Annotated in this window: 15 protein-coding genes; 10 read left to right on the top strand and 5 right to left on the bottom strand. The window is 60.4% G+C overall.

From position 1 onward, the window contains the following. Window positions 1-3: 3 nt before the first annotated feature. The gene (locus tag J5M66_RS13585; RefSeq protein ID WP_110600300.1) at window positions 4-963 is read right to left on the bottom strand and encodes a MerR family transcriptional regulator; all 960 of its coding nucleotides are present in this window, start codon (window positions 961-963) and stop codon (window positions 4-6) included. A 211-nt stretch (window positions 964-1174) separates the two neighbouring features. On the opposite strand from J5M66_RS13585, the gene J5M66_RS13580 reads away from it, so the two are divergent. From J5M66_RS13580 to J5M66_RS13560, 5 genes are all read left to right on the top strand, one after another. Further along, a complete protein-coding gene (locus J5M66_RS13580; protein ID WP_024011637.1) occupies window positions 1175-1744 on the top strand; it encodes an antibiotic biosynthesis monooxygenase in 570 nt (189 codons plus the stop codon). 58 nt (window positions 1745-1802) lie between these two features. Then, window positions 1803-2513 carry a dihydromonapterin reductase gene (gene folM / locus J5M66_RS13575; protein WP_110600284.1) on the top strand — a complete coding sequence of 237 codons (711 nt, stop codon included), beginning with the start codon at window positions 1803-1805 and terminating at the stop codon, window positions 2511-2513. 72 nt (window positions 2514-2585) lie between these two features. Continuing rightward, window positions 2586-2957 (top strand): dihydroneopterin triphosphate 2'-epimerase, encoded by a 372-nt coding sequence (gene folX / locus J5M66_RS13570; protein WP_110600286.1) that lies wholly within the window; start codon window positions 2586-2588, stop codon window positions 2955-2957. 100 nt (window positions 2958-3057) lie between these two features. Continuing rightward, window positions 3058-3354 (top strand): DUF1244 domain-containing protein, encoded by a 297-nt coding sequence (locus J5M66_RS13565; RefSeq protein WP_056782977.1) that lies wholly within the window; start codon window positions 3058-3060, stop codon window positions 3352-3354. Beyond that, a complete protein-coding gene (locus J5M66_RS13560) occupies window positions 3347-3685 on the top strand; it encodes a HopJ type III effector protein (RefSeq protein ID WP_207808488.1) in 339 nt (112 codons plus the stop codon). Before J5M66_RS13565 ends, J5M66_RS13560 begins: the two co-directional genes overlap by 8 nt. A gap of 195 nt (window positions 3686-3880) precedes the next feature. On the opposite strand, the gene trxB is transcribed toward J5M66_RS13560, so the two are convergent. After that, window positions 3881-4843, bottom strand: coding sequence for a thioredoxin-disulfide reductase (gene trxB / locus J5M66_RS13555; protein ID WP_016771656.1), 963 nt, complete (start codon window positions 4841-4843; stop codon window positions 3881-3883). 312 nt (window positions 4844-5155) lie between these two features. On the opposite strand from trxB, the gene cysZ reads away from it, so the two are divergent. Both cysZ and J5M66_RS13545 read left to right on the top strand, forming a co-directional pair. Beyond that, window positions 5156-5908 (top strand): sulfate transporter CysZ, encoded by a 753-nt coding sequence (gene cysZ / locus J5M66_RS13550; RefSeq protein WP_038861129.1) that lies wholly within the window; start codon window positions 5156-5158, stop codon window positions 5906-5908. A 40-nt stretch (window positions 5909-5948) separates the two neighbouring features. Next, entirely contained in the window at window positions 5949-7148 is a 1200-nt protein-coding gene (locus J5M66_RS13545) for a glycosyltransferase family 1 protein (protein WP_207808490.1), read from the top strand. 129 nt (window positions 7149-7277) lie between these two features. Here J5M66_RS13545 and J5M66_RS13540 read toward each other — a convergent pair whose 3' ends face one another. From J5M66_RS13540 to J5M66_RS13530, 3 genes are all read right to left on the bottom strand, one after another. After that, window positions 7278-8381 carry an NADH:flavin oxidoreductase gene (locus J5M66_RS13540; RefSeq protein ID WP_186568098.1) on the bottom strand — a complete coding sequence of 368 codons (1104 nt, stop codon included), beginning with the start codon at window positions 8379-8381 and terminating at the stop codon, window positions 7278-7280. Between the two features lie 155 nt (window positions 8382-8536). Then, complete coding sequence (locus J5M66_RS13535; RefSeq protein ID WP_016771660.1) at window positions 8537-9019, bottom strand: glutathione peroxidase; 483 nt, start codon at window positions 9017-9019, stop codon at window positions 8537-8539. Window positions 9020-9142: 123 nt separating this feature from the next. Beyond that, complete coding sequence (locus J5M66_RS13530; protein ID WP_016771661.1) at window positions 9143-9628, bottom strand: peptidylprolyl isomerase; 486 nt, start codon at window positions 9626-9628, stop codon at window positions 9143-9145. Between J5M66_RS13530 and J5M66_RS13525 the strand changes: the two genes are divergently transcribed. Genes J5M66_RS13525 through J5M66_RS13515 form a run of 3 tightly spaced genes read left to right on the top strand, consistent with a single transcriptional unit; the run spans window position 9597 to window position 12980 of the window. After that, entirely contained in the window at window positions 9597-9923 is a 327-nt protein-coding gene (locus J5M66_RS13525) for a DUF3565 domain-containing protein (protein ID WP_207808492.1), read from the top strand. The two genes, J5M66_RS13530 and J5M66_RS13525, sit on opposite strands and share 32 nt — an antisense overlap. A gap of 51 nt (window positions 9924-9974) precedes the next feature. Next, window positions 9975-12074 (top strand): phosphate acetyltransferase, encoded by a 2100-nt coding sequence (gene pta, locus J5M66_RS13520; protein WP_024011632.1) that lies wholly within the window; start codon window positions 9975-9977, stop codon window positions 12072-12074. Further along, window positions 12075-12980, top strand: coding sequence for an acyltransferase (locus J5M66_RS13515; protein WP_207808494.1), 906 nt, complete (start codon window positions 12075-12077; stop codon window positions 12978-12980). Window positions 12981-13006 lie beyond the last annotated feature (26 nt).

The raw sequence follows: 13006 nt of genomic DNA, 5'->3' as shown, positions 1-13006 counted from the left end.
GTTTCAGGTATCCAGTTTGCCTGCCATGAATTGCTTCATGCGTTGACGCATTGTCGCGCCCTCATTTCCCAGGCATGCCACCGATGAACCGGCCAGGCTGTCTTCGGCCAGTTCCGAGGCATCGCCGGCCAACATCAATTGGCAATCCAGACTCAGTGCCAGACGATTCAGGCGCCGGGGCAGCTCCGGACCGGGGGCATGGTTTGAAAACAGCACAAGTGCGTCAGGCTTGACCTTTTCGCAGACCAGTGTCAATTCATCGAAAGGCTGGCCCGTAGTCAGCACCCGCACGCCAGAATCGTTGCCGCTGAGAAACAGCGCCGCGACCAGCAACTCAAGCTCTCTGCATTGCCCCGCAAGCGCACTGACGACCACCCGGCGCGGTTGAGCCCCCCGCAACATGACGATGCGCTGCAACACACGCGCCCTGAGAAATCCGTCGAGAAACAACCATTCGCTGGTTTGCCCGAAAGCGTCCTGGCGCTGCAGCAATTGCCGCCACAACGGCATGATGATGGCTTCGAACACCACTGGCAGCGTGTACGACGAGAAAATCTGTCCGTAGACGCGATCCAGCTGCTGATCGTCGAACGCACTGACCGCCTGCTGAACCTGCTCCTGCCATTGCTTGTAATCGGCCTGCACATGGTCATCGGGGATAAAGTTTGCCAGCACCTTCAGAGGCTCTGTTTTCGCCAGGATCTTGCCGACTTTGCTCACGGCCACGCCGCGATCGATCCAGTCGACGATGCTGCGAACACGCTCGATATCGTTCATGGAATACAAACGATGCCCGCTTTCGGTGCGGGTCGGCTGGATCAATCCGTAGCGACGCTCCCAGGCCCGCAGGGTCACCGGATTGACGCCGGTGAGGCGCGCCACTTCGCGGATGGGGAACAGCTCTTCGCGTTCGAGCGTGCCGGGTGCTGTTGAGGCCGGGCGAGTATCCGTGATTACAGGCATCTGGCGGTCAACTTCCATGTCGGTTTATTGGATCCCATTTTAAACATGATGGACTGGAAACCTTCAAGTAGTGATCTGCGACGAATATGGCTGGTTTAATCGACAAAATCAGGAATAATCCTTGCTTGTTGTAAAGCGCAGGCCTCTACCCCGGCCTGCGTCAGGCGAAGCTCCTACCCGGAACGACGTGCTCGAAATACGGAGATACAAAATGTCTACTTCCCCCGTTACGTTGATGGTAGCGCGTCGCGTCGCTGATGGCCGCTATCACGATCTCATTGCATGGTTGCGCGAAGGCGAACAACTGGCCACCGACTTCCCCGGCTACCTGGGTTCCGGCGTCCTTGCGCCACCGCCCGGTGACAACGAATTCCAGATCATCTTTCGCTTTGTCGATGAGCAGACCCTGCATGCTTGGGAATACTCGGCGTCGCGTACCGCCTGGCTTAACCGCGGCAGCGATTTGTTCGAACATCCTAAAGAGCACCGGGTCAGCGGCATTGAAGGCTGGTTTGGTGCTGCCGGGCAACGCCCACCGCGCTGGAAACAGGCCGTGGCGATCTGGCTGGCGTTTTTCCCGGTGTCGCTGATTTTCAACTTTATCCTCGGCCCGCTGCTGGCTGAGTTGAGCCTGTTGCCGCGGATATTGATCGGCACGGCGTGCCTGACGCCGCTGATGGTGTATTTCTTCATCCCGTTGTCGACGCGCCTGCTGGCGAACTGGTTGAACAGCACGCCGACGCGGCCATTGGCTGGCGCACCGTCGGCGCAGAATCGCTGATCTGCAGCGGGCGGCGAGCCTGTTATAGTTTTCGCTTCAACCGCGATGCGAGCCGCCCATGCCAGATTCCGCAGCCCCGATCCTCATCACCGGCGCCGGCCAGCGTGTCGGTTTGCACTGCGCGCAGCGCTTGATCGAGGACGGCCACCCGCTGATTTTCACTTACCGCACCGAGCGACCGGGCGTGCAGGCCCTTCGCGATCTTGGCGCGACAGCGCTGTTCGCGGACTTTTCCAGCGAGGCCGGGATTCTTGCCTTCATCGACGCGCTGAAAGCCCACACCGACAGCTTGCGCGCCGTCGTGCACAACGCCTCCGAATGGCTGGCGGAAACCCAGGGCAGCGAAGCACAAGCCTTCAATCGCATGTTCAACATTCACATGCTCGCGCCTTACCTGATCAACCTGCACTGCGCCGAGTTGCTGCAGCGCTCGACGCCTGCCGACATCATCCACATCAGCGACGATGTCACCCGCAAAGGCAGCAGCAAGCACATCGGTTACTGCGCCAGCAAGGCCGGGCTCGACAGTCTGACCCTGTCGTTTGCCGCGCGCTTTGCGCCGGCCATCAAGGTCAACGGCATCGCCCCGGCGCTGTTATTGTTCAACCCCGACGATGACGCGGCGTACCGCGCCAAGGCGTTGGCCAAGTCCGCGTTGGGTATCGAGCCCGGCAGCGAGGTGATCTATCAGAGCCTGCGCTATCTGCTCGACAATCCCTATGTCACCGGCACGACCCTCACCGTCAACGGTGGACGGCACGTCAAATAGGCCGTCCCGCTTCGGCCGCGAGTCGAGTAAGATCCACCAGAACGCCTGCAATAGACTGGACGGAGCAAATCAATGCCACAACTTCAACCGGGGATGGCGCGCATCCGGGTCAAGGATCTGCGCCTGCGCACCTTTATCGGCATCAACGAGGACGAAATCCTCAACAAGCAGGATGTGCTGATCAACCTGACCATTCTGTACGCGGCGCAGGAGGCGGTGCGTGACAACGACATCGACCACGCGCTGAATTACCGCACCATCACCAAAGCGATCATCGCCCACGTCGAAATTAACCGCTTCGCCCTGCTCGAACGCCTGACCCAGGAATTGCTCGACCTGGTGATGACCAATGCATCGGTGCTGTACGCCGAAGTCGAAGTCGACAAACCGCACGCCCTGCGCTTCGCCGAATCGGTATCGATTACGCTCGCGGCGAGCCGCTGAGCTTCAAGCTTCAAGCTTCAAGCGGTAAGCTAACCGCCGACCCCGATCCAATCTTGCAGCTTGAAGCTTGCCGCTCAAAGCTGTCTCGAAGAGACCCCTCATGACTGATCAACAACGCCTGGAACTCGAAGCCGCCGCCTTTCGCCGACTGGTCGCCCACCTCGACAGCCGCAAGGACGTGCAGAACATCGACCTGATGAACCTTGCCGGGTTCTGCCGCAACTGCCTGTCGAAGTGGTACAAGGCCGAAGCCGACCAACGCCAGATCGAGGTCAGCCTCGATGACGCCCGCGAAGTGGTGTACGGCATGCCCTACGCCGAGTGGAAAGCCCAATACCAGCAAGAAGCCAGCGCCGAGCAGCAAGCAGCGTTTGCCAAAGGAAAACCCAATGACTGATTTGAACACCCTGCGCGCCAGCCTCAAGAGTGGCGAGCATGCTTTCGCCGACACTCTGGCGTTCATCGCCGACGGTTACGACTACCAGCCGCAAGCATTCAACAACGGCGGCGTGGAAAACGCTGCCGGGCAGAATGAAGGCTCGTGCAAGACACTGGGCCTCGCATTGCTTGAGGGGCTGAGCGATGAAGAAGCGCTGCTGGCTTTCGGCGAGCATTACCGTTCGGTACTGGCGACGCCTGAGGGCAGCGATCACGGCAATATTCGCGCGTTGATCAAGCACGGCCTGGCCGGGGTGAAATTCACCGCACAACCGCTGACCCGCCGCTAACAACGGGATTCGGATCGTTCCCACGCTCTGCGTGGGAATGCCTCATTGGACGCTCTGCGTCCGCTTTGGGAGGCAGAGCGTCTCGGGCTGCATTCCCACGCAGAGCGTGGGAACGATCGAATTGCGTTGGAGCAGGAAGAGCGTGCACAAAAAAACCGGCCAATCTCTGGCCGGTTTTTTTTGTGCCCTGCGGTCTTAGAACGTGGCGTTCTGCAGGCCGTCCAAGTAGCGCTCGGTGTCCAGTGCCGCCATGCAACCGGCGCCGGCCGAGGTGATGGCCTGACGGTAAACGTGGTCAGCCACGTCACCGGCAGCGAAGATGCCTTCGACGCTGGTGGCCGTCGCATTGCCTTCGCGGCCGCCCTGCACAACCAGGTAACCGTCTTTCAGGGTCAACTGGCCTTCGAACAGCGACGTGTTCGGAGTGTGGCCGATGGCGATGAACACGCCATCGACTTTGATTTCGTCGAAGCTGCCATCGTTGTTGCGCAGACGCGCACCGGTGACGCCCATGTTGTCGCCGAGGACTTCGTCCAGGTTGGCGTTCAACTTGAGGATGATCTTGCCTTCAGCCACACGGGCGTTGAGCTTGTCGATCAGGATCTTCTCGGCGCGGAAGGTTTCGCGACGGTGAATCAGGGTCACGGTGCTGGCGATGTTAGCCAGGTACAGCGCTTCTTCGACAGCAGTGTTGCCACCGCCAACCACGGCGACCGGCTTGTTGCGGTAGAAGAAACCGTCGCAGGTCGCGCAGGCCGAAACGCCTTTGCCCATGAACGCTTCTTCCGAAGGCAGGCCCAGATAACGGGCGCTGGCGCCGGTAGCGATAATCAGCGCATCGCAGGTATACACGGCGCTGTCGCCGGTCAGGGTGTAGGGCTTGGCTGCAAAGTCCACGGCGTTGATGTGATCGAAGACGATCTCGGTCTCAAAACGCTCGGCGTGCTCGCGCATGCGCTCCATCAGCACCGGACCGGTCAGACCATGAACATCTCCCGGCCAGTTGTCGACTTCGGTGGTGGTGGTCAGTTGACCGCCGGCCTGCATGCCGGTGATCAGCAGTGGCTTGAGGTTGGCGCGGGCCGCGTAGACCGCAGCGCTGTAGCCGGCGGGGCCGGAACCGAGAATGATCACTCGCGAATGACGGACTTCAGACATGAATCTGCTCCTGTTGGCCGGCCATGAAAAATCTGGCGCGGACGCCGGACGGCCGGCGGAATAAAAAAGGACCGTGGACACCTTGGGGAAGGCTTGAACTCGACAGTCCTGTAAAAAGTTGGGTGCAGCGTATCGAGGGGGGCAAGATTAAGGAAATACGGTTTAACAATCCAGCTCATAGGTGGTCTCTATGCCGAGACGCTGACGAGATAGACCTCTTTGTTACAGTGAATGTCGATTGCTCTGCCGCGCTTTCGCCGCTGGGGCAAAGCCGGTAACGTCGGCGCGTTTTCCCTTGCTTCGGAGCACCTTATGCCCGCCCCTGTTCTGTCCGGCCCGCAATACCTGCGCGAAGGCCTCAAACTGGTCCTGAGCCCTGGCCTGCGCCTGTTCGTGTTGTTGCCGCTGGCCATCAACCTGGTGCTGTTCGTCGGATTGATCTATCTGGCCGGCCACCAGTTCAGCCTGTGGGTCGACACGCTGATGCCGTCGTTGCCTGAATGGCTAAGTTTCCTCAGCTATATCCTCTGGCCATTGTTCGTGGTCCTGGTGGCCTTGATGGTGTTTTTCACCTTCACCATGCTCGCCAACATCATTGCCGCACCGTTCAACGGCTTCCTCGCGGAGAAAGTCGAAGTGGTGGTGCGCGGCACCGATGATTTCCCGGCGTTCAGCTGGGGCGAACTGATCGCGATGATCCCGCGCACCCTCTCCCGGGAAATGCGCAAGCTCGGCTACTTCCTGCCGCGCGCCATCGGCCTGTTCATCCTGTCGTTCATCCCGGTGGTGAATATCGTCGCCGCGCCGTTATGGCTGCTGTTCGGCGTGTGGATGATGGCCATCCAGTACATCGACTACCCGGCGGACAACCACAAACTCGGCTGGAACGAGATGCTCGCCTGGCTGCGGCAAAAGCGCTGGCAGAGCATGAGCTTTGGCGGGATCGTCTATCTGGTGCTGCTGATTCCGGTGGTCAATATCCTGATGATGCCGGCGGCGGTAGCCGGGGCGACGTTGTTCTGGGTGCGCGAGCGTGGTGCCGAAAATCTGGTGATCCAGCACTGATCGCGTCACAAATCCATCATCCGACCGTAACAAGCTCGACATGGCCTCAGCCGACACTGAGGTCATGACGACAGCTCTACATATCACCCTCATCAGCGAAACCTTCCCACCGGAAATCAACGGCGTGGCCAATACCCTTGGCCGCTTGTGCGAGGGTTTGCGCGCACGTGGGCATCAGGTGGAGCTCGTGCGCCCGCGCCAGGCCACCGATCCGCAACGCAGCGAAGACGATGCACTGTTGCTGTGTCGCGGATGGCCACTACCGGGCTATCCGGGACTGCAATGGGGCCAGTCGTCGATGCATAAACTGCTGCGCCGCTGGAAACGCCAGCGGCCGGATGTGCTGTACATCGCCACGGAAGGCCCGCTCGGGTTGTCGGCACTGCGCGCCGCACGGCGCCTGGGGATTGCGGTGGTGAGCGGTTTTCACACCAACTTCCAGCAATACACCAGCCAGTACGGCCTCGGTCTGCTGACGCGGATGCTCACTCATTACCTGCGCTGGTTTCACAATCGTTCGGCAATGACTCTGGTGCCGAGCGTCAGTCAGCGCCTGGAACTGGAGCGGCGGCATTTCGAGCGGCTGGCGTTGTTGTCGCGGGGTGTGGACAGCCAGTTGTTTCATCCGAGCAAACGTCAGACCGCGTTGCGTGAGCAATGGGGACTCTCTGAGACGGATATCGCGGTCATCCACGTAGGAAGGCTCGCCCCGGAGAAAAATCTGGGCCTGCTCAAACGCTGCTTTGAAGGTTTGCGCGAAACTTATCCACAGCGCCATCTGAAGCTGATCGTGGTCGGAGATGGCCCGCAGCGTTCGGCGCTGGAAAAAGAACTGCCGGAGGCGATCTTCTGCGGCGCGCAACGGGGAGAAGCCCTGGCGGCGCACTACGCCTCAGGAGATCTGTTCGTATTTCCCAGCCTGACCGAAACCTTCGGCAATGTGGTGCTGGAAGCCCTGGCTTCGGGACTCGGCGTCGTTGCCTATGATCAGGCAGCCGCGGCGCAGCATATTCGCCACGGCTACAACGGCGTGTCAGCCATGCCCGGCGATGAGCAGGCGTTTTGCGAAGCGGCGGCGTGGTTACTGGAGGAGGATGAGCGGTTGCGCTGTGTGCGGCTGAATGCGCGGCAGCATGGCAGTCGCCAGGGCTGGGCAGCGATTATCGAGCAGTTCGAGGGGTATTTGCGTGGGGCTTGTGTGGGGGAGCTGGTGGTGCCTGGGGCGCAGACACAACCTTAGAGATTTTCGGCGACTTAGAAACAGCTTTCGCGAGCAGGCTCGCTCCCACATGGGTACTGCATTCTTTCAGATGGAATGCGGTCGAAGGTGGGAGCGAGCCTGCTCGCGAATGGTTCGAACTGGCGCCGCTTAGACCAAGGTCATCAACGCCTCACGACTGAACGGCAGAATGTCCTGCTCACGCCCTTCACGGACTTTCTGCGCCCAGTCCGGATCGACCAGCAGCGCGCGGCCCACTGCTACCAGGTCAAACTCTTCTTTGTTCAGACGCTCCAGCAGGTTTTCCAGGCTGGCCGGTTGCGCGACCTTGTCGGTGTTGACCATGAACTGCAAGAACTCGCCGTCCAGGCCGACGCTGCCCACGGTGATGGTCGGTTTGCCGGTCAGCTTGCGGGTCCAGCCAGCAAGGTTCAGATCCGAGCCGTCGAACTCCGGCTCCCAGAAGCGTCGGGTCGAGCAGTGGAAAATGTCCACGCCAGCGTCTGACAGCGGCTTGAGAAACTCGCCCAGCGCTTCGGGGGTTTGTACCAGACGCGCGGTGTAATCCTGCTGCTTCCATTGCGAGAAGCGGAAGATGATCGGGAAACCCTCACCGACGGCTGCGCGCACTGCTTGAATCAACTCGATGGCAAAACGCGAACGGTTGGCCAGGCTGCCACCGTATTCGTCGCTGCGCTGATTGCTGCCTTCCCAGAAGAACTGGTCGATCAGATAACCGTGGGCGCCATGGATTTCCACACCGTCCATGCCGATGCTTTGCGCATCTTTGGCAGCCTGGGCAAACGCAGCGATCACGTCCTGGATGTCCTGCTTAGTCATGCCGTGCACCACGACCTGACCGTCCTTGAGTTTTTCCGACGGACCGTAGCCCGGCACGCTGGCGTCCGGCTCGGTGCCGAGGCGGCGTACGCTGCCGACATGCCACAGTTGCGGGACGATCTTGCCGCCCTCGGCGTGCACGGCGTCGACAACCTTTTTCCAGCCGGCCAGCGGCGCGTCACCGAAAAATTGCGGCACGTTAGGATAGCCGTTGGCCGCGATGTGGCCGACGGTGGTGCCTTCGGTGATGATCAGACCAACCCCGGCGGCCGCACGACGACGGTAGTACTCAATGACTTTGGAATTCGGCACACCGCCCGGCGAAAACGAACGGGTCATTGGCGCCATGACCACGCGGGTCGGCAGTTCGAGGGCACCGAGATGGAACGGTTTGAACAGGGCTTGAACAGGCATCGAGAGGCTCCACGAAAACGTTGGCGACAGGCATGAATCGATATGACGGCGATAATATCCGCCACGTCCTTTGCGTGACAGCACTATTGATCTGAATGATTAAGGGTCAAAAGGCAGGCAAAAAAAATCGCAGCTCAATGCTGCGATTTTCTGATTCAGGCTAAGGCTTTTTCGATCGCGGCAATCACTGTCGGATCATCCGGCGCCGTGCGCGGCGAGAACCGCGCCAGTACCCGGCCATCCTTGCCGAGCAGAAACTTTTCGAAGTTCCAGGTGATGTCACCGGGAAATTCGGCGCCCTCGCCCGCCAGCAGGCGATACAACTGATGCCGCTCGTGGCCGTTGACTTCGAGCTTGCTCGACAACGGAAAGGTCACGCCATAGTTGAGGCTGCAGAACTCCTGGATCTCTTTCTCCGAGCCTGGCTCCTGACCGGCAAACTGGTTGCACGGCAGGCCCAGCACAGCAAAGCCTTTATCTTTGTATTGCTGGTAGAGGTTTTCCAGTGCCGCGTACTGAGGGGTCAAGCCGCATTTGGAGGCCACGTTGACCACCAGCACGACTTGGCCCTTGAACGGCGCCAGCGGTAGCTCCTGACCATCCAGGGCTGTCAACTTAAGGTCGTGAAAAGCACTCATGCCGAACTCCAGGATTCTCGTGTTCTACTCGAAACAGCCACTTGGCGAGGCCACCAAGGACAGCCGCGGACTAAAAAGGCGCCCACAGGCGCCTCTCCAGTACTCGAAGCTTAGCGCAGAAAATCAGTGGTGATGGCCACCTTCGCCATGGACGTGACCATGAGCGATTTCTTCCTGGCTGGCGTCACGGATATCAACGATCTTCACTTCGAAGTTCAGGCGCTGACCGGCCAGAGGGTGGTTGCCATCAACGGTGACGTCGTCGCCGTCCAGATCACGGATGGTGACGATCTGCATCTGGCCGTCCGGCGCCGAAGCGTGGAACTGCATGCCGACTTCCAGCTCGTCAACGCCTTCGAACATGCTGCGGCTCAGGGTGCTGACCAGTTCAGCGGCGTATTCACCGTAAGCGTCTTCCGGCTCAACGGCTACTTTCAGCTCGTCGCCGACAGCTTTGCCTTCAAGGGCTTTTTCCAGGCCCGGGATGATGTTGCCTGCGCCTTGCAGGTAAACCAGCGGAGCGCCGCCGGCGGAGCTGTCGATGACCTCACCAGCGTCGTTGGTCAGGGTATAGTCGATGGAGACAGCCTTATTGGCGGCGATCAGCATGGGGCGAGACCTTTTGCATAAGAGTATAGAAAGGCCAAGTTTAGCGAAGCAATCGCGTGAAAGCGACCACAACCCGGACAAACGGGTTTCGACCATCACCGGCTTCCATCAGGACGAAGATGGCCATTGGGTGGTCGAGCTTTCCTGTGGCCACACCCAGCACCTGCGCCACCAGCCGCCGTGGCAAACCCGCGCCTGGGTTCTGGATCCGGCGCAACGTATTGAAAAAACAGGTCAACCCTTTGCCTGCGGTTGGTGTGCACAAGGCTCGGTTAGCGCTAACCTTGGCGACTGAATTTCGGTAGTCGGCCAGACATAGGCTGACACCCTTGCATAGAGAATTCCCATGCAAACTTTTTTTATCGCCCCCACCGATTTTGGCGTGGGTCTGACCTCCATCAGCCTCGGGCTGGTGCGCACGCTTGAACGCGCCGGTCTCAAAGTCGGCTTCTTCAAACCGATCGCCCAGCCACATCCGGGCGACACTGGCCCTGAGCGTTCCACCGAACTGGTGGCGCGCACCCATGGCCTGAAACCGCCGCAGCCGTTGGGGCTGGCGCACGTCGAACGCATGCTCGGCGACGGTCAGCTCGACGAATTGCTCGAAGAAATCATCGCCCTGTATCAGCAAGCGGCGGTCGGCAAAGACGTGCTGGTGGTAGAAGGCATGGTGCCGACCCGCAGCGCCAGTTACGCCGCGCGGGTCAATCTGCACCTGGCCAAGAGCCTGGATGCCGAGGTGATTCTGGTCTCGGCGCCGGAAAACGAAGTGCTCGCCGAGCTTTCTGGCCGTGTCGAGCTTCAGGCTCAATTGTTCGGCGGCCCGAAGGATCCGAAGGTCCTCGGGGTGATCCTCAACAAGGTCAAGACCGACGAGAGCATGGACGCCTTCGCCACGCGCCTGAAGGAGCATTCGCCGTTGCTGCGCAGCGGTGATTTCCGCTTGCTTGGCTGCATCCCGTTTCAGCCGGAACTCAATGCGCCGCGCACCCGCGACGTCGCCGACCTGATGGGCGCGCAAGTGCTCAATGCCGGCGACTACGAAACCCGGCGCATGAGCAAAATCATCATTTGCGCACGAACCATGCGCAACACCGTCGAGCTGCTCAAGCCCGGCGTGCTGGTGGTGACGCCGGGTGATCGCGACGACATCATCCTCGCCGTCAGCCTCGCCGCGATCAACGGCGTGCCGCTGGCCGGCCTGCTGCTGACCAGCGACACCCTGCCCGACCCGCGCATCATGGACCTGTGCCGGGGCGCGTTGCAGGCCGGTTTGCCGGTGTTGTCGGTGAGCACCGGCTCGTACGACACCGCCAATCTGCTCAATGGCCTGAACAAGGAAATCCCGATCGATGACCGCGAGCGCGCGGAGATCATCACTGATTTCGTCGCCAGCCACCTCGACGCCAACTGGCTGCACCAGCGCTGCGGCACGCCTCGGGAGATGCGCCTGTCGCCGGCAGTGTTCCGTTATCAATTGATCCAGCGCGCGCAAGCGGCGAACAAGCGCATCGTGCTGCCCGAAGGCAGCGAGCCGTTCACCGTGCAAGCGGCGGCGATCTGTCAGGAACGCGGGATTGCCCGCTGCGTGCTGTTGGCCAAACCCGAAGACGTCGAAGCGGTCGCCCGCGCGCAAGGCATCGTGCTGCCGCCGGGTCTGGAAATCCTTGACCCGGACCACATCCGCGAGCGTTACGTCGAGCCGATGGTCGCCCTGCGCAAGAGCAAAAGCCTCAACGCACCGATGGCCGAGCAACAACTGGAAGACACCGTGGTGATCGGCACCATGATGCTTGCGCTGGATGAGGTCGACGGCCTGGTTTCGGGTGTGATCAACACCACCGCCAATACCATCCGCCCGGCCTTGCAATTGATCAAGACCGCACCGGGCTGCACGCTGGTGTCGTCGGTATTCTTCATGCTGTTCCCGGAAGAAGTGCTGGTCTACGGCGACTGCGTGATGAACCCGCACCCGAGCGCCGCGGAACTGGCCGAGATCGCCCTGCAAAGCGCTGACTCGGCGGCCGCATTCGGCATCACCCCACGGGTGGCGATGATCAGCTATTCCAGCGGCGAATCGGCGCGCGGTGAAGAAGTCGAGAAAGTCCGCGAGGCGACTCTGCTCGCTCATGAGCAACAAAACTCGCTGTTGATCGACGGCCCGTTGCAGTACGACGCTGCCGCGAACGCCGACGTGGCGCGGCAACTGGCGCCGAACAGTCAGGTCGCCGGGCGCGCCACGGTGTTTGTGTTCCCCGATCTGAACACCGGCAACACCACGCACAAAGCCGTACAGCGCAGCGCCGATTGCGTCAGCCTCGGGCCGATGCTGCAAGGCCTGCGCAAACCGGTGAACGACCTGCCGCGCGGCGCGCAAGTCGATGACATCGTCTACACCATCGCGCTCACCGCGATTCAAGCCGCCAACCGACCTATGGATGTGTAAATGCTGGACTTTCTCCCTGCACCGTTGCGCGGCGTGATCGCCTCGCTGCTGTTGGCGCTCAACACGCTTCTGCTGTGCTCGTTCCTGTTCTGCGTGGCGCTGGTCAAGGCTTTGCCGTTTGCCTTTACCCAGCGCATCGCCGGTTGGCTGATGAGCCACACCCACGAGGCGTGGATCAGCAATAACAAAGGCTGGATGAATCTGGTACGGCGCACCCGCTGGCACCTCAGCGGTCTGCAAGGCCTCGACTATCAGCACTCGTACCTGATCACCAGCAACCACCAGAGCTGGGTGGATATTCTGGTGCTGCAATACGTGCTCAACCGCAAGATTCAGCCGCTGAAGTTCTTCCTCAAGCAGGAGCTGATCTGGGTTCCGGTAATCGGGCTGGCCTGGTGGGCGCTGGGCTTTCCGTTCATGAAGCGCTACTCCAAGGCGTATCTGGAAAAACACCCGGAGAAAAAAGGCAAGGACCTGGAAACAACGCGCAAGACCTGCGCGAAATTCCGCCATAACCCGGTGGGGATTTTCAACTTCGTCGAAGGCACACGCTTCACCGAAGGCAAGCATGCGCAGCAGCAGTCACCGTTCAAGTACCTGCTCAAGCCCAAGGCCGGCGGGATCGCCTTTGTGCTGGATGCGATGGGCGAACAGCTGGAGTCGATCGTCAACGTGACAATTCATTACCCGGCCGGGCGTCCGGGGTTCTGGGATTTGCTCTGCGGCAATGTGCGCGATGTGCTGGTGCATTTTGAAGAAATCAAAATCCCGCCGGCCTTCATCGGGAAGAACTACGACCAGGACGGCGAGTACCGTTTGCAGTTTCAGGGCTGGATCAATCAGCTGTGGCTGGACAAGGATGCGTTGCTGGAGCAGATGCACCGCGAATATCCAGCCAAACACTGACCCCTGTGGAAGCGAGCAGGCTCGCT

It is taken from the genome of Pseudomonas sp. 67(2021) (assembly GCF_017491835.1).
In the GTDB taxonomy this organism is placed as follows: domain Bacteria; phylum Pseudomonadota; class Gammaproteobacteria; order Pseudomonadales; family Pseudomonadaceae; genus Aquipseudomonas; species Aquipseudomonas atacamensis.
The sequence above is the reverse complement of the archived record's forward strand: the minus strand, read 5'-3'. Positions and strand labels throughout refer to the sequence as shown.